38 protein-coding genes are annotated in these 25791 nt (G+C 28.7%); 8 read left to right on the top strand and 30 right to left on the bottom strand.

Annotated features, from left to right (window positions below):
• The 30 genes from PF569_02400 to PF569_02255 all read right to left on the bottom strand — a co-directional run.
• Nucleotides 1-536 (bottom strand): hypothetical protein (locus tag PF569_02400; GenBank protein ID MDA3855082.1); only part of this gene is annotated, 536 nt, incomplete at its 3' end.
• Nucleotides 533-757, bottom strand: coding sequence for a hypothetical protein (locus PF569_02395; protein MDA3855081.1), 225 nt, complete (start codon nt 755-757; stop codon nt 533-535). The genes PF569_02395 and PF569_02400, both read right to left, overlap by 4 nt.
• Nucleotides 758-811: 54 nt before the next feature.
• On the bottom strand, nt 812-1891 hold the full coding sequence (locus tag PF569_02390) for a DNA recombination/repair protein RecA (protein ID MDA3855080.1): 1080 nt from the start codon (nt 1889-1891) through the stop codon (nt 812-814).
• A 64-nt stretch (nt 1892-1955) separates the two neighbouring features.
• A complete protein-coding gene (locus tag PF569_02385) occupies nt 1956-2114 on the bottom strand; it encodes a hypothetical protein (GenBank protein MDA3855079.1) in 159 nt (52 codons plus the stop codon).
• Nucleotides 2115-2119: 5 nt separating this feature from the next.
• On the bottom strand, nt 2120-2422 hold the full coding sequence (locus tag PF569_02380) for a hypothetical protein (protein ID MDA3855078.1): 303 nt from the start codon (nt 2420-2422) through the stop codon (nt 2120-2122).
• Nucleotides 2415-2723, bottom strand: a complete 309-nt coding sequence (locus PF569_02375; GenBank protein ID MDA3855077.1) for a hypothetical protein — start codon at nt 2721-2723, stop codon at nt 2415-2417. Before PF569_02375 ends, PF569_02380 begins: the two co-directional genes overlap by 8 nt.
• Before the next feature lie 10 nt (nt 2724-2733).
• Nucleotides 2734-3762, bottom strand: a complete 1029-nt coding sequence (locus PF569_02370; protein MDA3855076.1) for a hypothetical protein — start codon at nt 3760-3762, stop codon at nt 2734-2736.
• Nucleotides 3752-4897, bottom strand: a complete 1146-nt coding sequence (locus PF569_02365; protein ID MDA3855075.1) for an AAA family ATPase — start codon at nt 4895-4897, stop codon at nt 3752-3754. Before PF569_02365 ends, PF569_02370 begins: the two co-directional genes overlap by 11 nt.
• The gene (locus PF569_02360; GenBank protein ID MDA3855074.1) at nt 4875-5060 is read right to left on the bottom strand and encodes a hypothetical protein; all 186 of its coding nucleotides are present in this window, start codon (nt 5058-5060) and stop codon (nt 4875-4877) included. Before PF569_02360 ends, PF569_02365 begins: the two co-directional genes overlap by 23 nt.
• A 4-nt stretch (nt 5061-5064) precedes the next feature.
• Entirely contained in the window at nt 5065-5847 is a 783-nt protein-coding gene (locus tag PF569_02355) for a hypothetical protein (GenBank protein MDA3855073.1), read from the bottom strand.
• An 11-nt stretch (nt 5848-5858) separates the two neighbouring features.
• Complete coding sequence (locus tag PF569_02350) at nt 5859-6041, bottom strand: hypothetical protein (GenBank protein MDA3855072.1); 183 nt, start codon at nt 6039-6041, stop codon at nt 5859-5861.
• Between the two features lie 9 nt (nt 6042-6050).
• Nucleotides 6051-7016 (bottom strand): toprim domain-containing protein, encoded by a 966-nt coding sequence (locus PF569_02345; protein ID MDA3855071.1) that lies wholly within the window; start codon nt 7014-7016, stop codon nt 6051-6053.
• A 10-nt stretch (nt 7017-7026) separates the two neighbouring features.
• Nucleotides 7027-7644 (bottom strand): hypothetical protein, encoded by a 618-nt coding sequence (locus PF569_02340; GenBank protein ID MDA3855070.1) that lies wholly within the window; start codon nt 7642-7644, stop codon nt 7027-7029.
• 120 nt (nt 7645-7764) lie between these two features.
• Entirely contained in the window at nt 7765-9258 is a 1494-nt protein-coding gene (locus tag PF569_02335; GenBank protein MDA3855069.1) for a hypothetical protein, read from the bottom strand.
• Nucleotides 9259-9325: 67 nt separating this feature from the next.
• A complete protein-coding gene (locus tag PF569_02330; GenBank protein ID MDA3855068.1) occupies nt 9326-9508 on the bottom strand; it encodes a hypothetical protein in 183 nt (60 codons plus the stop codon).
• 58 nt (nt 9509-9566) lie between these two features.
• A complete protein-coding gene (locus tag PF569_02325; protein MDA3855067.1) occupies nt 9567-9707 on the bottom strand; it encodes a hypothetical protein in 141 nt (46 codons plus the stop codon).
• 1 nt (nt 9708) lies between these two features.
• On the bottom strand, nt 9709-11037 hold the full coding sequence (locus PF569_02320; GenBank protein MDA3855066.1) for a zinc ribbon domain-containing protein: 1329 nt from the start codon (nt 11035-11037) through the stop codon (nt 9709-9711).
• 80 nt (nt 11038-11117) lie between these two features.
• The gene (locus PF569_02315; GenBank protein ID MDA3855065.1) at nt 11118-12956 is read right to left on the bottom strand and encodes a DEAD/DEAH box helicase; all 1839 of its coding nucleotides are present in this window, start codon (nt 12954-12956) and stop codon (nt 11118-11120) included.
• Entirely contained in the window at nt 12949-13467 is a 519-nt protein-coding gene (locus tag PF569_02310) for a hypothetical protein (GenBank protein MDA3855064.1), read from the bottom strand. Before PF569_02310 ends, PF569_02315 begins: the two co-directional genes overlap by 8 nt.
• 9 nt (nt 13468-13476) lie before the next feature.
• A complete protein-coding gene (locus PF569_02305) occupies nt 13477-13644 on the bottom strand; it encodes a hypothetical protein (protein MDA3855063.1) in 168 nt (55 codons plus the stop codon).
• A gap of 127 nt (nt 13645-13771) precedes the next feature.
• Nucleotides 13772-14275, bottom strand: coding sequence for a hypothetical protein (locus PF569_02300; protein ID MDA3855062.1), 504 nt, complete (start codon nt 14273-14275; stop codon nt 13772-13774).
• A gap of 59 nt (nt 14276-14334) precedes the next feature.
• Complete coding sequence (locus PF569_02295) at nt 14335-14472, bottom strand: hypothetical protein (GenBank protein MDA3855061.1); 138 nt, start codon at nt 14470-14472, stop codon at nt 14335-14337.
• A complete protein-coding gene (locus tag PF569_02290; GenBank protein ID MDA3855060.1) occupies nt 14450-14794 on the bottom strand; it encodes a mechanosensitive ion channel in 345 nt (114 codons plus the stop codon). Before PF569_02290 ends, PF569_02295 begins: the two co-directional genes overlap by 23 nt.
• Before the next feature lie 157 nt (nt 14795-14951).
• Nucleotides 14952-15986, bottom strand: coding sequence for a hypothetical protein (locus PF569_02285; GenBank protein MDA3855059.1), 1035 nt, complete (start codon nt 15984-15986; stop codon nt 14952-14954).
• Between the two features lie 118 nt (nt 15987-16104).
• On the bottom strand, nt 16105-16476 hold the full coding sequence (locus PF569_02280) for a hypothetical protein (protein ID MDA3855058.1): 372 nt from the start codon (nt 16474-16476) through the stop codon (nt 16105-16107).
• Between the two features lie 56 nt (nt 16477-16532).
• Complete coding sequence (locus tag PF569_02275) at nt 16533-17093, bottom strand: hypothetical protein (GenBank protein MDA3855057.1); 561 nt, start codon at nt 17091-17093, stop codon at nt 16533-16535.
• A gap of 59 nt (nt 17094-17152) precedes the next feature.
• The gene (locus PF569_02270) at nt 17153-17515 is read right to left on the bottom strand and encodes a hypothetical protein (protein MDA3855056.1); all 363 of its coding nucleotides are present in this window, start codon (nt 17513-17515) and stop codon (nt 17153-17155) included.
• On the bottom strand, nt 17490-17966 hold the full coding sequence (locus PF569_02265; protein MDA3855055.1) for a hypothetical protein: 477 nt from the start codon (nt 17964-17966) through the stop codon (nt 17490-17492). Before PF569_02265 ends, PF569_02270 begins: the two co-directional genes overlap by 26 nt.
• A gap of 2 nt (nt 17967-17968) precedes the next feature.
• Complete coding sequence (locus PF569_02260; protein MDA3855054.1) at nt 17969-18967, bottom strand: hypothetical protein; 999 nt, start codon at nt 18965-18967, stop codon at nt 17969-17971.
• A gap of 85 nt (nt 18968-19052) precedes the next feature.
• A complete protein-coding gene (locus PF569_02255) occupies nt 19053-19622 on the bottom strand; it encodes a hypothetical protein (protein ID MDA3855053.1) in 570 nt (189 codons plus the stop codon).
• Nucleotides 19623-19703: 81 nt separating this feature from the next.
• Here PF569_02255 and PF569_02250 point away from each other — a divergent pair, with 81 nt between their 5' ends.
• From PF569_02250 to PF569_02215, 8 genes are all read left to right on the top strand, one after another.
• Nucleotides 19704-20093, top strand: coding sequence for a hypothetical protein (locus tag PF569_02250; GenBank protein ID MDA3855052.1), 390 nt, complete (start codon nt 19704-19706; stop codon nt 20091-20093).
• Between the two features lie 54 nt (nt 20094-20147).
• Nucleotides 20148-21836 carry a hypothetical protein gene (locus PF569_02245; protein MDA3855051.1) on the top strand — a complete coding sequence of 563 codons (1689 nt, stop codon included), beginning with the start codon at nt 20148-20150 and terminating at the stop codon, nt 21834-21836.
• A gap of 100 nt (nt 21837-21936) precedes the next feature.
• A complete protein-coding gene (locus tag PF569_02240; protein ID MDA3855050.1) occupies nt 21937-22995 on the top strand; it encodes a hypothetical protein in 1059 nt (352 codons plus the stop codon).
• A 13-nt stretch (nt 22996-23008) separates the two neighbouring features.
• Nucleotides 23009-23566: a hypothetical protein gene (locus tag PF569_02235; protein ID MDA3855049.1), complete on the top strand. Its 558-nt coding sequence runs from the start codon at nt 23009-23011 to the stop codon at nt 23564-23566.
• Nucleotides 23563-23865, top strand: coding sequence for a hypothetical protein (locus tag PF569_02230; GenBank protein MDA3855048.1), 303 nt, complete (start codon nt 23563-23565; stop codon nt 23863-23865). The genes PF569_02235 and PF569_02230 overlap by 4 nt, the downstream gene beginning before the upstream one ends.
• Nucleotides 23866-23986: 121 nt before the next feature.
• Entirely contained in the window at nt 23987-24172 is a 186-nt protein-coding gene (locus tag PF569_02225; protein MDA3855047.1) for a hypothetical protein, read from the top strand.
• Nucleotides 24173-24204: 32 nt separating this feature from the next.
• A complete protein-coding gene (locus PF569_02220) occupies nt 24205-25554 on the top strand; it encodes a hypothetical protein (protein MDA3855046.1) in 1350 nt (449 codons plus the stop codon).
• A gap of 46 nt (nt 25555-25600) precedes the next feature.
• The coding region (locus PF569_02215) for a hypothetical protein (protein MDA3855045.1) at nt 25601-25791 on the top strand (191 nt) is incomplete at its 3' end.

Below are 25791 nucleotides of genomic sequence, written 5' to 3'. Positions count from 1 at the left end.
ATAAATTTTGTCTTATCAAAAGTTAGTGTTTTATGTTTTTCTATTTTAGTATCAACTATATATTCATTAGAGATTCCCTCTATTAACCCAAAAGCAAATACATATTCCCACCATTCAGAAACTTGAACTCCTGATTTATGGAAAATAGCTTCTTGGTTATCATAATTTTTAACAATATAAAAATCAGATTGATCATCTACTAAACCATCGGGATAAATGTAATCCCACCATTCTGAAACTTGTTTTCCAGTTTCATCAAAAATTGCTTTTTTATCATTTTCATTTAGAACAAGATAAAATTCTGACTCTCCATCAACTAAGCCGAAAAGTTCAATCTCATTCCACCACTCTGAAACCTGAACTCCTGATTTATGGAAAATTGCTTCTTTATCATCATCATTCCTAACAAGATAAAAATCAGATTCTCCTTTTACTAAACCAACAGACCATATACCTCTCCACCAATCTGAAATTTGTTTTCCAGTTTCATCAAAGATTGCTTCTTTACCTTTAGACTCTCTTATTTCATATTTCATTTTATCCTACTCACTATTTGCTGATAAATAATTCTGGCATTATCATAAAGTTCAATTTCTGAAAATAAACCTATCCATTCTTTCTGTTCAGGGAAGTCTATTAGGATTGATTGACCTATTACTTTAATGACTCCTATTGAATCTTCATTAATAGATCCCCAACCTGTAGTAGGTACAATCTCCCTTTTAACCTTTACTTTGTCTCCTACTTTAAAGCTCATTTACTTTCTCCTTATAAAAAGACTATAGTATAAAACTATAGTCTTTTCAAGTAATTATTCTTCTAATAATATTTTTTCTTCATTTTCTGCAATAGGAACATCATAATCATTCTCACTATCTTCATCAGACTTTACTTCTTCATCTTCCACAACACCAGTAGACAACATCTGTATGACTTTACTTTTAAGTTTTTCACGTACTGTATCATTTAACTTTAGGATATTAGATAAATTTTCTTTACCTTGTGCCCTCTCCCCATTGATAGAATACCATGAACCTGATTTTTCAATAAAACCAAAAGTAATTCCAAAATCAATATACTCTCCAAGTGTATCCACTCCGTTGTTATAGTAGATAGTAAGTTGACCTTTTCTTTTAGGTGGAGATATTTTAGATTTTTTAGAAGTAACCTGAGCTTTAACACCATAAGGTTCAGAGTCTTTACTATCTTCTAAAAAGTCTTTTCTTCTAGTATCAAGTCTTAGACAAGCATAGAAGGGTAAAGCATTTCCCCCTGGAGTTGTTTCAGGATTCCCAAACATTACACCAATCTTCATTCTAATCTGATTAATAAAAATTACAGTAGTACCATTCTTTGATAGTATAGAAGCTAACTTTCTTAATCCCTTACCCATAACACGAGCTTGGCTTCCCATTTGTTGATCACTATAACCAGCCGACATTTCAGCGTCAGGAGTCATTGTTGCTACTGAATCAAATACTATTAGACCAACACCAGCCTTTGTTATCTCTTCTGCAATAGTAAACGCTTTTTCTGCTGAATCAGGTTGAAATAGTTTAAACTTCTTTTCAGAAGTATCAAGACCTATTTTTTCTGCAAAATCATATTGAAAGGAAAACTCCATATCAATATAACCTACAAACTCACCTACAGCTTGAAAGTCTTTTCCTATATGTTGTGCTATTAATGATTTCCCTGAAGATTCAGGTCCATAAATCTCAATAATTTTTCCTCTAGGATACCCTCCTCCTGTGATATGCTGTAGTAATGGTGAAGAAGAAGGAACTCTTTGAATATTTTCAAATTCTTCTTTATCTATCACCATTCCTTTACCGAACTCTTTTTCAATTCCTTTAAACGCCTTATCTAGCTTACTGAAATCTACTGCCATTAAATACCCTCCATCTAAGTTTTTTACTTAGAAATATAACTGATAAATTCTATTCTGTCCCATATTAGATACTTATCCTCAATCCCTCTTTAAGAGATTCTAAAAAATCCATAATATCGTCTTCACTTGCAAAACCAAATCCTTCCATAAGAAACTCTCCATTTTCTTTCAAAAGTTCATAGTTCCACACCTTTTCTTCTTCATCAAAAATAATCTTTAACATAATAATTACCTCTCTATTTTTTCTTTTATCATCTTAACTACATACATAGTTAAATCTATAACCTCATCAAAACTGATAGCTGTTCTACACATAAAATCAATATTATAAGTAGGCATCCTTCTTCCACCAGCTATATTATAAATAGTATGTTCTTTAAATCTACTCCATTTATTATAGGAACTAGAAAATCGTCTACCATTCATCCACTTATATCCTTGTCTACCAGCATAATCTAATAATATATTAGCTTTCCATTCTGTATCACAATGTATCCCCACATCTCTACTAAAAATAATAGGATCAAACATATAATTTCTCCTTAATCATATTATATATTACTTTTGTTTTATCTAAAATAGCGTTTTCATAAGATATAATATTTTCAAAAGGAAGTATATCTCTTCTATCACCAAACATTCCTAGATATATAGAGTAACAAGTATTACTCTTATATTTATCCCACTGTGAATTATTTATATAGCTTACTCCAGCACACCATGTTTGTCCTTTACTATCAGCCCATTCTAAAAGTTTTTTAGCTTTCGCTTCTGTATTGCAATGGACTGAAATAATATAGTCTGTTAGAAGTTCTTCTTTAAACTGAACCATCATATCTCCTTTATGGATAATCTTTTTTTATTGAGTCAATATTACTATTAACTACCTCATTAAAGGCTTTATCTATTTCTTCATATCCAATCTCATAGTGTGATCCTCTCCAAAGACCATCAATGTACTCTTTATCAAGGTTCTTACATCCACAAGCATTTTCATGACCTGAAGTATAATTAAGATCTAGTAAATTAAAACCTTTACTTCTCAGGGATAATTTAGGAAGATGTTTATCCCATTCATTAATAATAATTATATATGATAACTCTCTTTTTGCCAATAGTATTTTATGAGCAATGATAGAAATCTTTTTCTTAGCTTTAGTAATTCCAAATTTATATCCTTTACAATCAGTTCTAACTAGCATACTATCCATTGCTTTCTGAGCAAGTTTCTTTTCTTGTTGTCTAGTTTCTTTAATTCCAATTTGTTCAAGTCTAGTGAATCTAAAATGGTCTTTAAAAGTAAATAGTCTCTTAATCATTTTTTCAATGAAAGGAAAATATTTATAATATCCATCCATTCTAAAATCAAGATTCTTCCAGAAGACTCTATTAAGATCAGAAGCTTTTTCAAAAAGAGGATCATTTTCTTTCCATAGGTCATAGGTACTAACTAGAATAACAAATTCTTTAATAGCTTTAGGTAGTCTTTTATTCTGTTTAAGATAATCAAATAGAATTTCTGTTCCTGATTTTTCATTATTAAAATGATATTCAAGATTATCATTATCTTTATCAGCTTCCGTTAATACATCAAACTGAGCAATATGATGATCAAAGATTTTACATTTAATATTATTTTTCTTAATAATCTGTAGACTCTTTACATCAGGGGAAAAATCAGCATACCATATTTCTTTATATTCCCCTATTTTATCATAGTCAAATCCACCATCTTCATAATCAGAGTAATTAGTAATAGAAACTCTATCATAAGGAATATCTAAATATTCTAGTACTATCAAACATCCTGCCATATCCAAGTCAGAATGAGTAATAATAAATCTATCTTTTTGTTCTTCGCTATGTTGCACTCTTTACTCTCCTAGATACTTTCCTACTTACTTTACTAGGTGTATCTTCTTTTAGTTTAAATTTAGTATCATTATAGTACTCAGTAAGGAAGTGATAGAAAATATTAGGATTAAAATAATTTCCATGGTTATTATTATTAATGTTAATATACATATCGACAATATTTTCAAAATTACCAGTATGTAATATTAACTTAGCCCTTTTCTCTTTCCAATCCACATCATAACCTATTGTTTGTGCAATCTGAATATTGTTAATGATCTTCCATGAATAGTTAAAAAAGGATAATAGATCAGAAAACTCACTAATTTGTTTAAATATTTTTTTATCTTTATTTGCCATTAGTACAATAGTCTCATACATGGTTTTTTCATCCATATAACCTAGTTCTTCAATAGCTATTTTAGCTGTATAAATCTCAGAAAATATACATCGTTCAAAATCTTCTATAGCTTTTCTAAGAGAACCGCTAGCATTATCTATAATAACTGGTATAACTTCCTCAATAAAGGTAACAGGAAATTTTTCATCAGGGTCATACTCTTCTAATAAGCTGAAGATATAATCTGAGACTTCACTATCCTTTAACTTCTTAAATATATAAACTTGACACCTATCTTTAACTGAAGTGTCAAACTTCTTTTCATCCATGGTTAAAAGAATAAAGTGAACATTCTTTCTAGGCTTTTCCAACAATTTAAGTAAAGCCCCTTTAGCACCTTCTGATTTAATTTCTTGTGCTTCTTCTATAATGATAATATTCTTCTCATTAGGATATAATGAAGAATTATTAGCTACATCTTCTAGTTTAGTAATACCTTCTTTATTAAGCTTTGCACCATCATAAAGGTGAATACTTCTACTAAAAGACTCTGTAGCCACAGACTTACATGAAGCACATTCTCCACAAGGTTCTTTATTACCATTTTCTTCTATAGGATTAGAACAGTTAATCAATGAAGCTACAATAAAGCCCATTGTAGTTTTACCTGTTCCTGTAGAACCTTGAAACATCATAGCCTGTGGAAAGTTATTTTCATTTGACCTCTTATACATTTCATTTATAGTTCTTTGTTGTCCTACAATTTCTGAAAACTTCCTTGGTCTTCTACTAATCGATAATTGATTTGTCATTCTCTCTCCTTAAATCTTCTTTTAATCTTGCTCTTACTTGTTTATTAGCTATTCTTTTATAAGTCTTTCGATGTTTTCCCATAGTCCAGTTACAACAATCACATTTAGGGCGTGCCATCCAACCCATAACCTTAAACCAATTTCTTCTAAACTCATCTTTCATATTATCACCTATTTATTTTATATACACTAGCTGAAGGACATTTAGTTCTACTCCTTGATTGTCTATTACCAAATTTTACGAAAGTATAGACATTAGCATAACTAAAGGTAGTATCATAGTGTGCTTTAAATTCATCAATAACTCCATGCTTCAATTTCTTACTTAAATGATCTATATATAAAACTTTGTCACCTATTGATAACATCTTACCATCAATATCATATTGTGGTTTTTTAAGAGCTTCTTCCTTTACTGCTTTAGCAGAAGTAAAGCACCATTTTGTGTTTCCTCTATAATTTCTTAACCACGATACGTTATCATAGGCTATATCACCTTTAGGCTTATTATATCTATCATCCCATCTATATTCCCCTGAATATAGAACTTCAGGGTAATAAGGTGTATATGTAGATTTAGAATTATATGGTGAAATATTATTATCTTTTAGTTTTGGAGGTTCTTTAGAAACCAATTTAGCAATACTTCCCTTCCTCTGTCCAAATAAAAACTCTACATAAACAAATCCACCATTTTTATTATATTCATCTAAAAGTTGATCAAATATTCTTTGTAGCTCATCTTTAGGCTCATAATCTAAATCACTTATTCGTATCATATTAGACTCTTTAGTTTCTGCTTTCTTAGTCTTATTTCTTTCTTCTTGTTTTTTCTTTTTAGCTTTCTCTTCTTCTATTATCACTAATCCCTGAAGTCTAAGATCATTACAGTGTTTACAATCCGCTTTCAGCATCCAATTCATATCTTTAAACAAAGTGTTATCTTTCATATCATCCTCCTTTAGCACTCCGTACTAATATTATTATATCCACAACAAGTTTCAATTAATCCTACCGATGCAAAAGCTGAAGCGTTAATTTCTGTAGGATATCTTTCTGTTTCTTCTTCTAATATTACAGTATAGATTTCTTCTCTCCCATCAGGAAGCATTATATATCCTAAGTTAATTTCTAAATCTTTCATATTATCCTCCTAAAGTGAATATTGATTATTATCTCTGATATATTTCCTATGTAGGAACTTTCCATAAGACTCTACTTCATTAGTAAGCTTATAGTAAATCTCTTCTAAAGTCAAGTTATTTGGGTCTTTTCCTTCACCTGAGTCTATAATACTGAAGTCTCTTTCATAGTCATGTTCTAATTGATCCAGTATTTTTAATCCAGCTTCATCATCATCTAGAAAAGCTATTAATTCTGGAATATATTTATTTAGTTCTTCTAATTGATTTCTTCCTAATTGATTTCCTAAACAAGCTATAACATTTCTATCAATATTCCATACCTTAAAAAAGTCTTTAATTCCTTCTACCATTATAACAGGTTTTGTAGGATCAATATTTTCCAGATTAAAAAGAAGATCAGATAGACCACCTTTTACATAGATTACTTTTGGTTTAATGTCTAGTTCTAAGGCTCTACCTTCTATATTAACTAGTTTACCATTTTTATATATAGGTATCAGTAGCCTTTTATAGAAAGCTGTAGCCTTTTGACCATCTTTATGCTTATCTTCTGCTATGAACCTACTGAAGCCTGTATAGGACAAATTATATTTATCTATAAACTCCTGAGAGTACACACCTATACTATGTAAGAAAGGCATTATTTGTTCATCTATATCTTTGATATCTCCCTCGGTATGAAGGATAGTAGGTCTTTTCTTTCTTCTTTTTTTTATAGAGTTCCTATGTTGTTTATCTGAAGATAAGTCTAGGAAGCTTTTTTTATTAAGAGGTTTTCCTGTTACATGATAATAAAGTTTACTAAATGTACCAGAGAATTCACAAGAGAAACAGTTAAATATTCCTGTTTCTTTATCAACTCTCATAGAAGGATGATTATCAGAATGTGTACCACTTATACAAGGTATAACATAATCATCAGCTACTTCTTTATATGAAATTCCTATTTCATTTAGTTTAAATCCATAATCCAATGTATTCTCCTTAAAGTGTTTTATCCCATATTTGCTCGTATATTAAAATTAAATCATCTCTGAAATTATTATTTCTAGCATATAGTCTATCAAGATTATTAGATTTAATCAACTCTTGAACATCACCAAAGTCTTTAAACCTATTTCCATACTCTCCAGCACTTAGCTTAACTTGTACTAAATCTTCTAAATCTATAAAAGGTATACTATTATGAAATATAGTTATTTCATTAGGTTCAAGATAGTCAATCCCTCTATTACTTCCTGCTTTTTCTCCTGAATAAACTACATCAATTTGTGCTTTAGGATCATGGAAATTAAATGACCTACCATTACCTGTTCTATCCCTAATAAACCCTATAGGTAGATTTTTCATTTTATCTCTATCTTTATCAGAAACAAGAATATCAATATCTTCTGTAGTTCTAGGATTATTTGAATATATATTATTAGCTACTCCACCAATAATTGTAAAATTAATATCATTATCATGAAGTAATGAAGATATACGATATAAAGCACTTTCTATATCCTGAAGATAAGACTCCATAAATTTAGATACTATTTTCAATTTAGTTCCTTTCTGGAATATCTTACCTTCTATATAATAATTTTTACTTAATTTCATATATTCTTACTCCTTCAAAAATACCTAACACTACCCTTAATATAGAGATAATGTTAGGTATTTAATTATTTAATTAGTTCTATAAATATAGAAATCAATACTATCATAAGTATGTTTAATCTATTCTCCATCATAACCACTTAAAGAAGATCCTCTACCATCTTGGTTTTTTACTTCTTCATAAACCATGTCTAGGTCTATAGCGTTTGGATTATTATCAATAAAATTGCGAAGACTATCAGCACCCATTTGAGCCTCATACTCACCAACAAAATCATCAGAGATTTCATCTACAAGTTTTTCAATAAAATAATCTATATTTGAATCTATTTCATCTACAATATCTTTTATTGCAGTATTAATAGCCTCACGTACTTCATCTAATATATCAGCACCTTCAGTACCACTCCAATCAGCATGACCTACACGATAGGGAATAGGATCTTCTTCTTTTAGATAATCACTGTAAGCATTATATTCATCTTCAAACTCTTCAGGTACTTCCATTACTTCATCAAGATATTCATCAAAGTTACCTTCATCTTCATACCATTCTTCTATCTCTTCATAAATTTCTTCTGCTTCTTCTTTATTATAGATAGAATTAGTAGCTACAGGGGCAGAAACATTAAACTGTATTTCAATCTCTGACATAATATCATGTTCTACCATTTCTTCATGAAGTCTATTAACATATTTTGCTTCATCAGAAGAAAATTCTTCTCTGATATCTTCTGCATAATATTTATATGACTCTTCAAAAAAATCTCTAAAATAATCTTCATCAACCGCATTTCTAATAATCCAATCTTTAAAATTAGGAGTATCATCTTTCATATCAGTCTCCTTTTTGTTGGTCGTATCTTTATTATCGGATATTTTAGGAGTTTTGTCAACTTCTTTTTCCATTAGATCATTATCTAAAGAATCATAAGCATTTTTAATATCATCATTCACAATAATAGAAATTTCTATATTGCTTTCATATTCAGAAGCTATTTTCTCATATAGATTACTATTAAAATAGCGATCATATTGTTCTAAATTACTTTCTTCTATAATATCATCAATTACATCTAATATAGGTTTAGTATCAATTTGTACTGACCATTCATATTCACTATCTAATTTACAGTGTATAAAATCTCCAATATCTAAAACAAATCTAGAAAAACCTCTACCATACATTTCATCTACATAAAAATCTATAGATAAATCTACATTAGTTTGTTCAATAGCTCTTTCTAATTTTTCTTGATCTTTATCTAAGAACTCTACGTCTATTGTATCAGAAATATATTCAACAATATCTTCTACCCTATAAAACTGTCTTATGTCTACATTTACTTTAGTCTTAGTAGAAATTTCTTTTCTACTCATATAAGATTCCATAGATAGATCAAGATCAACAATATCTTGTATTACTGATTTTGATTCTAATTCATTATAAGATAAACTTCTAGAAATAGAAAGTCCATCACTAGAAAATTGAACTCCTGCACCCCCACCCTCTTTTATTTTATTAGCCTTGTCAATTTCTTTTTCCACAATCTTTAATTCAGAACCTTTAGGGATAATTTGACCTTCTACAAAATAGTCTTTACTTAATTTCATAATATATACCTCTTATTATAGTATTTACATAATCTATATCAGAATAGTTAAAAGATTATTAGAAGGTTTATTTATACTCTTTAAGCAAATCCCTATAAAATGTTTTTCCACATTCATAACATTCTTGATTCCAATTTAATTCACCATCTTCATTTGGTATACATTCTTCTGAATCATAAAAAACTTCTCCACAATAAGGACAAATTAAATCATCGGATATGTGTATATTACCATAATCATCTTTATACATTTCTTTCTCCTTTTACCTAAAACAGGGACTACCCTAGGATAGTCCCTTACATTAATAATTAATCACCATCTAGTCCGAAAAAATGTTCCCATCCTTCAGAACCAAAATAATCATCTTGATCTAATTCATTAAGTACATCAACAATCTGAATTAAAGTATCTTTAATAGCCTGTTCATTCATTTTATTAATATCTACCATACTAATCATCAAACTCCACACCACAATAAGGACATGATGTAACATTCTCAGAAGCGTACTTACCACATTCAGGACAATCTAGTGTAGTTTCTCCTTCAATAAAAGTAAATTCATCAGTAGCCATATCAAAGCCATTGATTAAATCTTTTTCTTCATCAGGAAGTTTTTCATAATACCCTAAATATTTTTCAGGGATCATATCTTCACTAAATTCTTCTTCCATTTCTTCTTCAGGTTCAACTTTAGCCTTTCTAGTTCTGGAAACTTTTTCTTCCTGAACTGGAGTTTCTTCAGGTTTACTAACTGATTCTTCTACAGGATTTTCTTTTTTAGAAGGAAGAGAAGGTTTTCTCTTTTCTTGTTCTTCCCTCATAGCTTTGAACTCAGCCTTTTCCTGTGCTACCTGTTCTTCAAACATTTCAGTAAAATTCTCACCATAATTCTTATCAACTTTTGCAATAAACTTTTTGAGTCTATTATAAATCTTGATAGTAGAAGTTACTTTGTATCTAGGATCAGTTCTAAAATCAACACCGTCCCAAGATTTCTCTTCATCAGTAAGTTCCTTATTAGATACATAAGACATATAGTCAAAATCATCTTCCTCAGAATATTTTTCCATTTTGTTTGCTTCAAACTCAGGAAGAAAAATCTTATACCAATTTCCGTCTTTCCCTACAGTACCCTTAGTTAGTCTTCTGATTGCGATATCAGTATCACAGCAATAGACCATATTATCCTCACATTGAGTAAGAATATTTTCATAGATACCATTCTTTGAAATACCATAAGAAGTATAGTAAAATCCCTTGTCACTTCTTTGAGCATCTTTTGTAGCAACCTTCAGTTTCTTATTTTCTTTATGCCATTCATAATCTAAACGATCAATGACATTCATAAGAGCAAGTTCACTAGGTCTCCAGCCAGAAGCATAGGGACTCTCACTACCACAGCTAAGAATTTCATTCAGAAGATCACAGCCTTTTTTATCATAGGTCTTTGACTTACTTTCTGAATCCCATACACCTGAAGTCATAAAATAATATAACTTATTCATAGGCCAGTCCCTATCATAAGACCATACTACATTAAAGAACTTCTGATCATCACCTCTCAGCATAGAATGTTTAATTTTTGTTGCATCAAACCCTGTCTGTGCTAGGGACATTTGATTAGAAATAATTCTAAACACTTCAAACTTGTCTTTTCTAAGTGGTAGATATTCAATTTTCTCCAAATCTGGCATATCGAAATTACTATTTTCGGTTGCCTTTGCCTGTTCCCTTGCCTTCTTTGCCTTTTCGTATCTTTCTCTTCTTGATTCACTCATTTAAAGATACCTCCATAAATATAATTTTTTTGCACTTAATATGTGCTTGTAACCTAAGTTAAACTATTTATCAATAGTTGTTAATCTAATTTATCTATATTTCCTGTTAATATTGCTAATATATCTTCTCTACTTATAGAAGCTTTATCTTTAAAAATCATATTTAAATTTAGTCTTTCTCTAATAATCTTATCTAAAGACACTTCAAAAGTTCTATCAAACTGTAATACATATTCATAAATCTCTTTCCATGGTCCATTAGGTCTATCATTTCTACCAATAGCTTGATCATATTCCTCAAAAGAGAAACTTCTATTCCAGAATATTGATACACCAGCACCTTTAATATTTTGTCCTACACCTATTGTTGGTGGATTTGCTATAAGCATTTTACAATCTTTATCAGTTTCAAATTGAGAAACTAGTCTATCCCTATATCTATCTCTATCTTTTTCTCCTTTTGGAGTAGAAGAACCATGAATATAAATTGGATTATATTTCTTATAGTACTCTGCTAGTCTTTCTATTGTATCAGGATTTGAACACCATATCAAGAACTTTTGTCCTTTTTGTTCTTCTAAGTGATCATCTATGATAGCATCACAATATTCAAGTTTCTGATTATTTTTAAAATTCCATTTATGTAAAATATCATAAGCCTTAGAATCTTCACCTATTTTCTTTTTGAGTAGAATAGGATCAGATAAACATTGCATCACATAAGGGAATATATTTTGAATTAGTTGGCTAGGTATAGTCATTAATTCACCATCTATTTCTAATTCTTCTGCTATTTTATATAGTGCTTCTTTAGTAACCGCCTTATATAAATCTAAATGCTGACCCATAAGTTCAATATAAATATTCTTTTTATTATAATTTGGTAGTAAATGACTAATAACATCTCTCTTAGCTATATATGATATATAGGGAGAGAAAACCTTTCTATAATAATCAATTCTATCTTCTTTAAATCCATTAACACCATAGGCACTAAACTTAGTTCCAAGTTCACATATATCTGATTCAAAATCAGAATAACTTAAATTATTAATTAGATTTTTATCTATAAAAGATATTGGAGCATAAATATCTAAGAAATTCTTAGGTGTAAGAGTAGCAGAAGCTAAAACTTTATGGTTATATTTATCTTTTGATACCAGCATCCACTTAGTTCTTTTAGCTTTAGGATTTTTTATCTTATGAACTTCATCTAATATTACACTACACTTACCATCAGACCATTCCTCTATAGGGAGATATGATTCTTTTGGTTTAACCAATAGCTTCTTTCTAACTTTCTGGCAATAATATTCTGATATAATCCTGTATGTATTATAGGTCATGATTAACACTTTTTTATCAGGGTCAAACGGTTCTTTATTCTTAGAAGTAACAATTTCAATTTCTTCATCTTTAAAATAACCAAACATCATTAATTCTCTTTTCCAGTTATAGAGTACAGCACCGATAGCTACTACAATAAGTTTATTAGAAAATTCTCTACCAAAAAGGTGATTATTAATACTAACTCCTACCATGCTTTTGCCTGTTCCCGTGCCCCAATTTAATATTATACCATTATTCTTTAAACCAAACTTAATTCCGTCCTTCTGGTATTCACCTAAAGGTGGAAGTTTCATATAGTTTTTATAGAATCTAATTCCAGTATGTTTAATAGTTGGTGGAGGTAATGCCTCTAGCTCTAATGACTGATAATCTTCATCAGATATATCCACAATATCATATTCTTCTAGTTCTGGTATTGAGGTAAGAATTTTTAATGGTTTCGCTGTCCATGTAGAAGTTTTAGGTTCATAAGTAAACTTATTCTTTTTCAAATAAGATATTACTGTATCAAACATAACACCCGATACAGCAATAATAGACTTCTTAGGATAATATACTATTTTAATCATTATTACTTGGTAACTCCGCTCTATTTCTTTTTACTTTTCTACCAGCATCACTTTGAACATATAAAGCCCTTATTTCTGTGGTCATATTCTTTGATAGCTGGATTAGAATTTGATCTTCTTTTCTCCAATTATCAATGAGTCTTAGAATAAATCTAACTTTAGATTCTGATTCATCTAGTTTATCTTGCCATTCAAAATATTCTCTTTTATTATTATGTCTAGTTTGTGATTCAATCTCAGCTTTAGAAGCAAACTTAGATTTCACTCTATCCCCATTCAGAGAATCTCTAGCTTCCAGAAACTTTTCATCCCACCATGCCTGATATTTTCTATTCAAGACTTTATTTATAGTCTTTACTCTCTGATATTCAGCAGTAAGCCCTAGAGAAACCTCTTCATATTCTGCTAGGGCTTTATTGACTTTGTATGGTAGAATATGTCCATCTTGAATTAGTCTTGAAGTTTCTTTTAATCTTCTAATTTGCTGTTCTACATATTCTATATAATTCAAAATATACTCCTAGTTGCCTAATCTTCTGGCAAGCTTATGACCTACAGCACCTTTACCTACACTAGCATCGATACTAAATAATTTCCTAACCCATTTTTTAGTAGTAGGATTATATTTCCTCTTAGTCCATGTTCTTTTACCAGTAGACCCACCAAACGCACCTTTTGTTGTTTTCATTAAACTTCCTCCATTTTCCTAGATAGTTAAGCTTACATCATACATCAGAAATAGTCAAGATAAAAAAAAGACCAGTATTAAATACTGATCTTTTATATTATATTATATTATTAAATAATTATAGTTATTAAACCTTTGTAACCTTAACTGCTTTCACCATCTTATCACCTTCAATACCAAAATTAAAGTATTTACCTAAATAATAGTCTTCAGCACCGTTTAAGTCAGTGTTAATTCCAGTAACTAAGTAATTTCCATCTTCAAACTCTACTTTTACAGTAATCGTTTCTTCTATTTTTCCTTTAGTTTCTTTATCTTCAAACTTAGAATCTTTTGATTCAAATAGTTCATGATCTACTTCTTTAATATAAGGTTTTAATTCATTTTTAACTTTAATATAGTCTTTAGAATTTAAACCTATAATAATATAATCATAATATTCCTGTTCATCATAATCATCCCATGATAGATATTGATCTAAAATAGCTTTTGCTTTATCAATATTAGATTTATCTATATAAACTCCTACTGACCAGCTTTCTTTAATTTCTTTATTCTCTTGAATAACTTCCACTTCAGTTCCAGCCTTTATAATCTGTCCTTCTATAAAATAATCCTTACTTAATTTCATAATATTTACCTCTATTTATGTTTAGTTTCTATTAAAATAGTTATAGTCTTTTAAATAGATTATCCTAATATTCTTGTTTTGTATACACCTTCAGAGATTTCTATTAGTTTAACACCTTTCTTTTTAGCAATAGCTTCTTTTTCTTTTTGAAACTCTTCCTGAGTTAATTCTTTTTCATTCAGTTTTATCTTTTCCATTTGTATCCCCCAACTTATACTCTAAGTCTTTTTCTATAACTAGATAGTTAATCTTCTGATTGCTGATATATCTCCATCTACCCTCTGAGCCTACTACTTTAAATACAGTTTGTCTTATACCTATTTTCTGTATGATAAGTTTTTCATTATCAATATAAACTACATCACCTTCATTAAATGATCGATTTAAGTAGAATATAAGCCCCAAAATTCCGTTAGAGAATGTATCTTTAATAATAAGACCTATCAAGACTAATAACCAACCTACGAATAGCTTCCCAATAGAAATTTCTAATAATGATTGTAATTCATCTATATTCATTTATATCACCTCTCCTAAAGCATTGATTTTATTTATTTCTTTTATTAAAATATCTTCTATATTATCTTTTTCCCAGTAAGGAATCTCTAATAATCTACTAAAGAATAATCAAACTTATCTTTATTATGAAGTTTTACCCATTTATTATCTTTATCCATTATATCAGTCCTCTATCTTTAAGTTTTTTATTAAGCTTCTGTGCCATTTGCTGACTAAAGAATTTTATAGAGTTTAATAATGAAGCTAAGTGTTTATCTAAAAATGCTTGACCATCCCCATGAACTTTATCCCATCTCTTAGGCTTCCTAGTTTCAGGAACAATAGAACCATCTAACTGACTTAACCAATAATTGAATCCTTGATATTGAAAACTAACCGCTGAACTCCATAGTTTTACTTTTTCACTAGAGTCTAAAATATCTACCATATCTTTCTTAGAAATCTTTTCTCCATCAAAGACAGATAACCAACCCTCTTTCCCTAGAATATCTCCAAACTCAATCCATAATTCATAAGTTTTAGAACTATTATTTTTTATCTTTTTATTATCAGGATTTACATCTTGTTTACCACCAGCATAATCTCTATAACTGGAATTACCTACAATAGAGTTTTTATCTGGATCAATAGGGTTTTTACCATTTAACTCTGTAGCCTCTGACAAGAACTGAAATCTAATTGTGTTCTTATTTACATCAATTACACAATCAATTAGTTTCATAGATTTTACAGCATTACCTTGTGTTCTATTTCTATCTTTAAGCCATGCCTTAGTAAAGTCGGATATGGTATTTTTACCAGCTAAGTCCTGTATAGTTAATTCCTGAAGATTACCTTTCCAATATAAACCTCTAGTACCATCATCATTAATAGACTCTGATTCTACAAGAGTTTTATCATTCCATCTATGACCTGATAAATCTAACACCATAAAATATGCATTACTTGTATTTCCACCAAAACTACTTATATCAATAGGATAAGACATTTCTAGTCTTTTATTAGAATGATATAGAGCCGATACACCAGATTTATTTATTAGTGATCGAAGAATAGGTAATCTTTTATTATAAGAGTAGATAAATACATAATAGATTTTAGGATTAGTTCTATATAAATAAGAAATTCCTACATTAGGAAAATCCTGAAGATTGAGTTCTTTTTTTAATTCACTTCCAATATTATTAGCCAAAATAAATAACCTCTCTATATCCTTTAGTCTAAATAGTTAAAAGATATACGAGAGGTTAAAATGAAAAAAGAACTATTTATATAGTTAAAAGCTAACTAATAGGTTTAAGTTAAAAGTTTTATGCTTTTTTTAAATAAGATTTATATCCATGAGAATTAGTAAACTCCATACCATCTAAATCATTAGTAGTATAACCTTTAAATGTATCAGGTTTACCCTGAGTAACAGGTATCCATTTATATAAAACTTGATCTATATCCTCACCTTTTTTATTAGAACCATACCCCCTAAGTTCCCCAACGTGTTTAGCCTTTTGATCTACATATACATGAGTAGCATCCCCAAAAGGTCTAATCAACATTTCAACTCCAATATCAGGATCTACTAACATAAGCTGATCAGAAGAAGATTCTTTTAATTCTTTAATTTTCAATTCCGTACCAGCCTTAATAATCTGACCTTCTATAAAATAATCTTTTGTTAACTTCATAATATTTACCTCTTTTTATATTTATATACCCTATCTATCAAAACTAGTTTTTTTGCTTAAACAAAATCATTATAATAGAAGTTAATACCATCATACTGATTAGCTGTTCTAGTGAAATCATTAACAATACCTTCAATTTTCATTGTTATATTACTTACTTCACTTTCTATCATTCTAATATCGGAGTTGTTTAAAGAAATATCTGTTAAAGGAATATTATTATTATCTTTTTTTCCAATACTAATGTAGATATCTAAAAATCCTTCCCTAAACCAATATTCAAAACCACTAACATCATAAGTACCATATAAGTCTAATTTTATACCTGAGTCGATAAAAAAAGATTTATATAAGTGGTCAATATTCTTAGTCATTGCATCATAAGCTTTTTCAATTTTTAATAGATCATTAGAATCTATATCATCTTCAGTAGACATATTAAGCATTAAACGATCTTCAAAATCGATATAATCTTTTTCTACTTCCGAAACATATAAATCTGCTAATTTTCTACCTTGTAAATCTTTTCCAGATATATTAGTTTCTTCTTTAATTTTCAATTCCGTACCAGCCTTAATAATCTGTCCCTCAATAAAATAATCTTTTGTTAACTTCATAATATTTACCTCACTATGTTTATATTTATATTTATATAGTTAAAATTATCTACATAGGTTTAATCAAATTTTACAAATAGAAGTCTACTTACATACGCTGTAATATTATTTCCATTTTCATCTTCCAGAATAGCCATACCCTGTCTATTGAATCCAGTAAGGATATAAGTATCTTGATTATATCTCTCTTGAAACTTATCCCGAATTTTAACAATCATTTTTTCATAGTGATTATCTATATCTGTAAGATAGGTTTCCTTTATATAGGAACTACTCTCTTCATAGAGTCTTCCATCTTTGGGATTAACGATAATAATCATAGTTATATTATCTTTCTTAATAAACTTTCCTACTACCCACATTATACTCTCTTCACTAAAGGGTGTACCCTCTAAATTACATTGACAAATTGGTATTTTCATCTTTTTTCTCCTTAATTAATTTATATATAAACTTTGTTCTGTCAAAAGTTAGTGTTTTATATACATAATCTTCTTCTGAACAAACTCTGTATTCACTGGAAGTTCCATTAACTAATCCATTAAAAAGGAGAATTTCATTCCACCACTCTGAAATTTGAATTCCTGATTTATGAAAAATTGCTTCTTTATGATCATCATTTAGAACAATATAAAAATCAGATTCTCCTTCTACTAAACCATCGGGATATATGTAGTTCCACCATTCAGAAACTTGAACTCCTGATTTATGGAAAATAGCTTCTTTATCCTTATCATTTTCCACACGATAAAAATCTGAGTTTCCCTTAACTAAACCATTAGGCCAAATATATTTCCACCATTCTGAAAGCTGTTTTCCAGTTTCATCAAAAATTGCTTTTTTATCATTTTCATCTCTTATTTTATATTTCATTATTACATTCCTAACTTAGTTCTAGCTGATATAATTTGAAGAATCTGTTTTTTAGTAAAATTAGCTTTTGAACCACCTCTACCTGTATGTATAAGATGTGTACTTTCATATTTCCATTCTTGTAGAAGTGATTTATAGTATTTACAGTCTTTATGAGATAAACCTGTTAATTCTGAAATCTTTTTATCAGAGTTCAGTCTTACTCCATTAATATCCATTAGTGCTTTTACATAAAGGGATAAAGGTTTTCTTTCTTCTGTTATATTAACTTCTAATTCTGCTTCTTCAGAAGTTACTACAAGAGATAGTTCTAAAAGGAATATAAGTAGTAGCATAAGATAATACATTACATCACTTCCATCCCAACCATTGTTTAGTTTCTCAGCCATTAAAGAAAAACTATCTACAGGAATGATTTCTACTTCTTCTATTTCATTCTGCTGTTGTATAACCAGTTCCTCTCTTTTATTGAAGAGTTCTGTTTTAGAACTTCTAAGGTCTTGTATTGTATTTTGAATTTGTTCTCTTGCTGTACGGTAGATAGCTGGATCAATATTTCTCATATCTTCTTGATTAGACCTAATATCATTATTAATAGATTCAATATCTTTATCAATATCTTCAATCTGATTAGAGAAACTATCCATGGTACTATTATTAACTTCAGAAACAAAAGATTTATTGCTGATAGTTAATAGGGTAAAGTTCAGGGAGGCTACACCTGATACAAAGGCAAATCCTAAATAGGTAAGAATAAAGATTGCTACAATAGGTAAAAATCTTAATTTCCATTCTTTGAATCTTTTCTTTATTTCCATTAAGAGTTGTACTTTTAATAACTCAATAGCATTAGCAAAAAAGCCTAATATTGTCTGAGCAATAATACCATCACCAATCTGAATTAACATCATAATTGTTAATGCATCACTTATTAGGAATAAGGAATGATGAATAAACTTTCTTTTGAATTTAGAATATTTCTCTTTTTTGTTGTCTTTCATTTTATTTCTCCTTTCAATTTAAAAACCTACCTGAAGTATATTACAGGTAGGCTATATTGTCAATAACTTTTTTTATTATTTTTTATTATCTAATTTCTATTCCATCTATGTCTTCAAGAACAGAGTATATAGCTCTTTCTATAATATTAGATTGTGCCCCCATTAACATACGAAAGAATCCTTCTTTATTATAACCATATTTTTCAAGATAGTCTTCTACATCATAAACAGCATTATCATCATCTTGTAGCCATTTAATAAGGTCTCCATTATATATATCGGTATTATTGTCAACTATTTCAAATAGGTAGTCCTGTTTAATATAAACAATAGAAGGATTATCTTCATCATCAAAATATACATCATAGTCTTCTATTAATGATATTACACTATCAGTAGCTACACCTATAATGTAATCACTATAGTCTCTGTTTCTATAGGACTTAACTTCTTTTTCTAAAGGTCTTAAAAAACTTTCTACTGATTCTGTTAGTTCTCTTTTCACTTTCTCTTCCTTTACTTTTTTAGTCTTGACTCTAGTTTTAACCTTTTCAGTCTTTTTGTCAACACTTTTTTTTGCTTCTGTTACAATTTCTAATTCTGTACCAGCTTTAATTATCTTTCCTTCGATAAAATAGTCTTTTGTTAATTTCATAATATTTACCTCAATAATTTGTTTTCTACTTATATAGTTAAAAGAAAAAAAGAAGGTTTTCTTTTTACTAACTATTATACTATGGAAAATAAAGAAAGTCTACCTGAATTAATATTTTGTAAACCCTTTGATGCTAATTCATATATGTATTCCTTTAACATGGATAAGTTTCATGGTATGGAAAGATATGAATTTAAAAATTGGTTATACACTAAAACACAAGGTATTAAATATAAATATATAGTTGATATGGTTGATAAGTATAAAACTTTCTTGATTGATAATGAAGAAGAAACTATATCAGAGTTAAATATTTCAGAAGAAGACTATATAAGAGAACAAAGAAAAGATATGAAAAATTCTTCAAACTATAAAGAACAAAAAAAGGAAAACTTATCTACAATGGCTAAGATTGAAAAGAAAGGAAACATAATAGGTAATTTTTTCACAAAAAATAAACCAAAGTCTTGACATAATTCAGTTTTATCTATACCTTATATAGGTTAAAGGAGGGAGATTTAAATTTTGATTAAAGAAACTAAAAAACATATTGATCCTATCTCACTTATAAGTGGAAAAACTAGACTTACAAAGTTTACTGGTCACTCCATGAGACAAGATGACTATGATAGAACTATAGGTGATAGAAACTGGACGTATACAGAAACTATATCTCAATCTACAGGATTAGACTTCACTAGTAAAGAAATAATGATCACAAAAAATCCTGAATCAAATGAATATTATAAACTAAAAAGATATCCTACAGCTACAGTTAAACAAGAACATTTCTTAGGTAATAAAAATATGGCATTAAAAGAATATGATAAATCAAGATTTCTTCATATTCTATTATCTAAGTCTGGTTCTCCTAGACTACTAGAAGATCAATTAGAAATTCTTATTGAATATATGGGAGAACCAGTTTGGATAGAGTATTCAGAAAAATCTCAATCCTATTCTATTACCTTTAAATATTTAGATTTCATAAATAATCGAAAAGCTATATATGATAGATTAAAAGAAGACTTAGCTAATAAAGCGGTTACAATAAATAATTATGATTATTTTCCAGTACCTTTAGGAAGTTATTTTAATCTACAGGGTATCTATAATCCTGAGTGTGAACATAGAATTGAGATACAAACAGGAATTCAAAACTTCTTTTTTAAAGTGAACTCATTTCAAACTAGATCATTACCATATAGACTAAAGGATGTTAATTTATCAGGATATGCTCTCAGTGGTGGAAATACTTCTGATAAATCTGGAATAGACTATAGTTCAGGAATTAATAGATATAGATATGGTGCTGGTGAAAGACATCATACTCAAATGAAACTAGCTGTATATTGTGTTGCTAAAAATAAAGATTTTGATGAGTTTGTTCATCTTGCTAAGATTTTAAATGATGGATCTTCTAAAGATATGATGAAATGGTCTGACGATCAGATTAGAACAGCTTTATTAAGTAAATATGAATATGCAGAAAGAACTTTTGATTCAACCTATTGGCAATCAGATATAAATATAGAAGGTCAATATATACCAGAACTAGATAAAGAGCTATATCATAATAAAAACTTTCATTGGACTAGAAATTCTGAAGATATAGATAAGCTTAAATATATTCTACAAAGGATTTATAAATTAAATCATCTTGGATTATATGATGGTATAGTAGAAAAAGATATTATTGAAGGTGCAATGATTCTATATAATAAATTTAAAGAAAGAGAAAAATGGGAAAAGAATACAAATAGAGGTTATTCTAATAAAGAGTTCTATCATCTAAATAAAGGATCGATGTTTTCAAAATCTATGATTGATATGTTTGGTAAAGCATATAAACTAAGGAATGTTAGAAAGTCGTGGGAACTTATTAGAAAATCAGGTTTACTTACTCCAATTCTTACTGAAATAGAAATAGATAATGGTAAAAAGAAACAAGTAACTCACTCTATGTTCTATAAAGGTATGAGATGGTGTAAACATTATCTCTCTAATTCTCTTGATTATATCTATAGTATTTATACTAAAATGGTATATATATCTAATAAAGGGAAATCCTATTATAACAATAAGTATATTAATTATATATATAATACTAATATATCTTTATTATCTTGTATAAGATATACTGACCTAGAATTCTCCCTTAATAAAGGTACTAATACAGAGAATATATATGATTTGTCTGGTTATAGTCCTTAAATAGAGGAAATAAAGATAAAATGATTGACAATAGATAAAATATTAACTAAAATGAATATAAATGACAGGTAAGGTATATCCTTATCAAATGGAGGAGAATATGAAAATAAATACAGAAGTATTTCAAAAACATGATAAGCTAATTAATATGCTTACTAATCGAGAGAATGGTGTCTATGGGGGTCTATATTTTGATTTTCGTGATTCATATATTTATATGAATGGTAAGAATGGTGTAAAGGGAAGATTTCCTTTTGCTTATGAAGGAGAAGAAGAAGCTGAAAACTTTTATCTTAATGCAGATAAGTTCTTAGCTATTACTGAGTTCTACAATGAATTAGATTATGATGTTCCTTCTAGGATCTTTAGTAATGGAAGTGATCGATTTAATATTGAGAAGATAGAAGATACTGAAGACTACTCTGATTTGTATGAGGAACACCAGTATGAAGCTTTTATGACTGTAGAGGAAGAAAGTTATACTAAACTGAAGAAAGCCTTACAGTATACTTTAAATGAAGCAGAGATCAATCCAGTATTTAGAACTATATTTCTTTTAGATGAAACATTGTTTTCATTAAAATACAATGAGTTATTCCAAACTTCTTTTAAACAGGAAGGGGAATTAAAGCTTAGTAGTGATGCTGTTAACTTCATTAAAGCATTAGGTATGGACTGTGAGATGTATACTACTGAGAACTCTTTAAAATTGGTACAGGATGATATTGAAATACTGATCCCTAATAATCAGTCTGTAGAAGTTCCCCCTATTAAAGAAGATTCTTTTAAAGCTGGATATGAACATAGAACTTTTTTTAATTTCCAGAAAGATGCTATGTTAGATATATTAGATTTTATGTCTATCTACTATAAAGATAATGAGTCAAAGAATCCAGTTATTAAACTAAAAAAGATTAGTGAGGATATTTTAGAAATATCATCCACTACTTCTAAAGATTCAGTCATTAGAACTTTGGATGGATTAACCACTAATTTAGAAGATTTTGAATTTGAAGTAGATGCTGAAAAATTAAAAAGGGCTATAAAGCAAATTAATGATCTTACTATTAAGGTAAAATGGTCTTCTGAATATTTTGCAATGCAAGTGTTAGGAAATACCAATATTGAAGATTCGGTAGTATTTTCCTATATGCAATAAAAGAGGTAACAATATGTTAATAAATGAAATTGAAGATGTGAATATTGAAGAGTTTAAAGAAACTTTTAAAAAGAAGTTTTCATCCCTATGTGAAAAATCACCTTTACTTCTCTCCTATAAAACTATGGGGGATACAGTGGTAGTAATTGATAAGTCCTACAATGAAAGTCTTGAAACGAAATATGATCTGGACTATATGTATGATGTAAAACTAAATATCAATAAGATTAAAGATGATCTTGAAACTAGATATCCTATTGTAAATCTATCTTATGAACAGCCTATCAGTGATGATAAAGCTCATAAGTTATTACAAGAGGGTCATAGTTTAGATGAAATTATAGATATGAATGAAACTATAGAAATCCCTAAATATAAGATTATTAAATTCCTTAATAGTTCAAACGAATTAATTCTGGAAGATAAAGAATCAGGTAAGTTAGGATTATATGGTAGCAAAGTTCCTATAATCCATATTGTAGAGTCGGTACATTCTAATGATTATGATGTAGAGGAAATATTTAAACATAAAATCTATTTTAAGAAAGAACTTAGGAAGGTTAATCAATGAAAAAAGATAAAACTCTTGAAAACATAGAAGTTCATTTAGAAATGATGTTAACTGAAGAAATTAAATCTCATGCAGTGATTTCAGAAGAACATCATTCTATTGATACACAAGTTTTTAGATTATTATCTGGATATGATGAAGCTTTAGTTAATATTAAAAAGTTAGAATCCTTATTAAAAGACTCATTGAGACATCAATATGATGCTTTTATAAAAGCCGATTATATGAAAATGCCTGATAATAATATTCAGGATATTCAACACTATTTTGATTCAAAGAAACTAAGTGAAGAAACCTAAAATAAATAATACATCGATTAAGTTCTATTCTTTAAAACCGAATGGAACTTTAATCTTTGTTAAAGAAATTTCCAATAAGAAAAAGAGGTCAAAGTATGAAAAAAATACGGAGTAATAGACTATGATATGTACTGAATGTGCTGGAGAAGGCTATATTGAAACTTTGGTAGGTAAACTATATCCTAATGGACATACTGAAATAAGTGACTATGAAGAATGTGAACTATGTGGGGCTACAGGAGAAATTGACTATATTAAAATAGCTGTAAATAATATTAAAGAAAAATTAAAGAGTAAGAAAATTTAACTATTTCTTATATCGGAGGTGTAAATAACACTATGAATCAAAGAGAATGGATATTAGACAAGTTTAATAAGGGTGGCTGGACTAAACAAGAAGTCAGAACAGCTTATGATCAGTTTGTAGAAGAGACCAATAGTAGTTCTACAAAAGAAACTTTTAATAGGAGAGTTAGACAGATTTATGCAGAACTTTTTGATGAAGATGATCCTATTAATACAGATAAAAAGGAAGATAATTCTAAAGTTAAACTAGAAAAAGATATAAATAAAGAAAAAGGTACAATGAATCTTACTTCTGTTTCACATCATATTAAAACAATAGAAGACCTTTTATCTTATGCAGAAGTAGATACTGTTAATTATAAAATCAAAAGATTTATGGTTAATAGCTGGATAACTAATACAAAACAAGGTGATGAAATTATTCCTATGAATAATTATCAGGTTAAAGCTCAGTTAGAAGAAATTGATAAAGGTGAATTATCTCATGAAGATAGATTAGAAATAATAAAGAAGTCTATATTAGAATTTAAATCTAAAAATACTTATATTAGTAAACCTGAAGGTAAACTAGATCAAAACTCATATATGGCTTCCTTCTATCCTACTGACCATCATCTAGGATTATTAGCCTTTAAAGATGAAACAAAAGATGCTGATTGGAATCTTGAAATAGCAAGAGAAGTATTCCTTGAATCAATATATCATTTATATGAAGATATAAAACCATACAGTATAGAAAAGTTTGTTTTCGTTATAGGAGGTGATGCTTTAAATGTAGATGGTAGTCATAATGGAACACATCATGGTACACCACAAGATCAGTCTTCATTATATAAAAAGTGTTTTAAGTTTGGAATTGATATGTATATAGAAGCTATTGAGTTCTTAGCTTCAAAGTTTACTAATATTGAAATTCTTCATATTCCGGGAAATCATGATACATACTCTAGCTATTATCTATGTGAAATATTAAATGCTAGGTTTAATGCAATAGAACATATTACATTTAATATAGATGATAGTGTTAGAAAAGCAGTTGAATATGGAAACTCTATTATACTTTATCATCATGGGGATGAAGAATCAGGTTCTAGGAAAAGGGGTCAACTTCCACTTCTATTAGCTTATGAATATAGAGAAAAAATAGCAGATAAAAAATACATGGAGATTCATGCTGGTCATTTACATAGAGAATCAGAATTAGCTTATGACTCATTAGCTGAAGATGTAGTATGTAAAACAAGAGTAATTCCAAGTTTATCTCCATTAAGTAAATGGGGTGCTAATAAGGGTTATGGTAGTATATTAGAAGGACAACTTTATTTGTATTCTAAAGATAAAGGTAATAAAGCAATTTTTAAATATAATCCAGATTTAAAATGATCTTTTACATCGTGAGCTACCCAAAGTTAAAACTTTGGGCTTCTTGTTGAAAAATAGTAAGGTTATCTATAAATCACTAAATTATAAAATAGAGATTATATGTCCTATACATGGTAGTTTTTGGCAGTTACCTTCTAGTCATTTATATCATGGTCACTCATGTCCAAAATGTTCTACTTCTCTTTCTAAAGGAGAAGAAAGAATTATTAAATATTTAGAATCAAAGAATATTAATTA

The sequence above is a fragment of the Candidatus Woesearchaeota archaeon genome (assembly GCA_027858315.1).
In the GTDB taxonomy this organism is placed as follows: Archaea; Nanobdellota; Nanobdellia; order Woesearchaeales; family UBA583; genus UBA583.
Note: the sequence above shows the minus strand (reverse complement) of the source record. Positions and strands in the feature narration are given on the sequence as shown.

What these genes read in the sequence shown, in the direction of transcription:
- PF569_02395 (MDA3855081.1), bottom strand. Translation starts at nt 757, where the DNA reads ATGAGCTTTAAAGTAGGAGACAAAGTAAAGGTTAAAAGGGAGATTGTA.
- PF569_02390 (MDA3855080.1), bottom strand. Translation starts at nt 1,891, where the DNA reads ATGGCAGTAGATTTCAGTAAGCTAGATAAGGCGTTTAAAGGAATTGAA.
- PF569_02385 (MDA3855079.1), bottom strand. Translation starts at nt 2,114, where the DNA reads ATGTTAAAGATTATTTTTGATGAAGAAGAAAAGGTGTGGAACTATGAA.
- PF569_02380 (MDA3855078.1), bottom strand. Translation starts at nt 2,422, where the DNA reads ATGTTTGATCCTATTATTTTTAGTAGAGATGTGGGGATACATTGTGAT.
- PF569_02375 (MDA3855077.1), bottom strand. Translation starts at nt 2,723, where the DNA reads ATGGTTCAGTTTAAAGAAGAACTTCTAACAGACTATATTATTTCAGTC.
- PF569_02365 (MDA3855075.1), bottom strand. Translation starts at nt 4,897, where the DNA reads ATGACAAATCAATTATCGATTAGTAGAAGACCAAGGAAGTTTTCAGAA.
- PF569_02360 (MDA3855074.1), bottom strand. Translation starts at nt 5,060, where the DNA reads ATGAAAGATGAGTTTAGAAGAAATTGGTTTAAGGTTATGGGTTGGATG.
- PF569_02355 (MDA3855073.1), bottom strand. Translation starts at nt 5,847, where the DNA reads ATGAAAGATAACACTTTGTTTAAAGATATGAATTGGATGCTGAAAGCG.
- PF569_02350 (MDA3855072.1), bottom strand. Translation starts at nt 6,041, where the DNA reads ATGAAAGATTTAGAAATTAACTTAGGATATATAATGCTTCCTGATGGG.
- PF569_02340 (MDA3855070.1), bottom strand. Translation starts at nt 7,644, where the DNA reads ATGAAATTAAGTAAAAATTATTATATAGAAGGTAAGATATTCCAGAAA.
- PF569_02335 (MDA3855069.1), bottom strand. Translation starts at nt 9,258, where the DNA reads ATGAAATTAAGTAAAGACTATTTTGTAGAAGGTCAAATTATCCCTAAA.
- PF569_02330 (MDA3855068.1), bottom strand. Translation starts at nt 9,508, where the DNA reads ATGTATAAAGATGATTATGGTAATATACACATATCCGATGATTTAATT.
- PF569_02325 (MDA3855067.1), bottom strand. Translation starts at nt 9,707, where the DNA reads ATGGTAGATATTAATAAAATGAATGAACAGGCTATTAAAGATACTTTA.
- PF569_02320 (MDA3855066.1), bottom strand. Translation starts at nt 11,037, where the DNA reads ATGAGTGAATCAAGAAGAGAAAGATACGAAAAGGCAAAGAAGGCAAGG.
- PF569_02315 (MDA3855065.1), bottom strand. Translation starts at nt 12,956, where the DNA reads ATGATTAAAATAGTATATTATCCTAAGAAGTCTATTATTGCTGTATCG.
- PF569_02305 (MDA3855063.1), bottom strand. Translation starts at nt 13,644, where the DNA reads ATGAAAACAACAAAAGGTGCGTTTGGTGGGTCTACTGGTAAAAGAACA.
- PF569_02300 (MDA3855062.1), bottom strand. Translation starts at nt 14,275, where the DNA reads ATGAAATTAAGTAAGGATTATTTTATAGAAGGACAGATTATAAAGGCT.
- PF569_02295 (MDA3855061.1), bottom strand. Translation starts at nt 14,472, where the DNA reads ATGGAAAAGATAAAACTGAATGAAAAAGAATTAACTCAGGAAGAGTTT.
- PF569_02290 (MDA3855060.1), bottom strand. Translation starts at nt 14,794, where the DNA reads ATGAATATAGATGAATTACAATCATTATTAGAAATTTCTATTGGGAAG.
- PF569_02280 (MDA3855058.1), bottom strand. Translation starts at nt 16,476, where the DNA reads ATGAAGTTAACAAAAGATTATTTTATAGAAGGTCAGATTATTAAGGCT.
- PF569_02275 (MDA3855057.1), bottom strand. Translation starts at nt 17,093, where the DNA reads ATGAAGTTAACAAAAGATTATTTTATTGAGGGACAGATTATTAAGGCT.
- PF569_02270 (MDA3855056.1), bottom strand. Translation starts at nt 17,515, where the DNA reads ATGAAAATACCAATTTGTCAATGTAATTTAGAGGGTACACCCTTTAGT.
- PF569_02265 (MDA3855055.1), bottom strand. Translation starts at nt 17,966, where the DNA reads ATGAAATATAAAATAAGAGATGAAAATGATAAAAAAGCAATTTTTGAT.
- PF569_02260 (MDA3855054.1), bottom strand. Translation starts at nt 18,967, where the DNA reads ATGAAAGACAACAAAAAAGAGAAATATTCTAAATTCAAAAGAAAGTTT.
- PF569_02255 (MDA3855053.1), bottom strand. Translation starts at nt 19,622, where the DNA reads ATGAAATTAACAAAAGACTATTTTATCGAAGGAAAGATAATTAAAGCT.
- PF569_02250 (MDA3855052.1), top strand. Translation starts at nt 19,704, where the DNA reads ATGGAAAATAAAGAAAGTCTACCTGAATTAATATTTTGTAAACCCTTT.
- PF569_02240 (MDA3855050.1), top strand. Translation starts at nt 21,937, where the DNA reads ATGAAAATAAATACAGAAGTATTTCAAAAACATGATAAGCTAATTAAT.
- PF569_02235 (MDA3855049.1), top strand. Translation starts at nt 23,009, where the DNA reads ATGTTAATAAATGAAATTGAAGATGTGAATATTGAAGAGTTTAAAGAA.
- PF569_02230 (MDA3855048.1), top strand. Translation starts at nt 23,563, where the DNA reads ATGAAAAAAGATAAAACTCTTGAAAACATAGAAGTTCATTTAGAAATG.
- PF569_02225 (MDA3855047.1), top strand. Translation starts at nt 23,987, where the DNA reads ATGATATGTACTGAATGTGCTGGAGAAGGCTATATTGAAACTTTGGTA.
- PF569_02220 (MDA3855046.1), top strand. Translation starts at nt 24,205, where the DNA reads ATGAATCAAAGAGAATGGATATTAGACAAGTTTAATAAGGGTGGCTGG.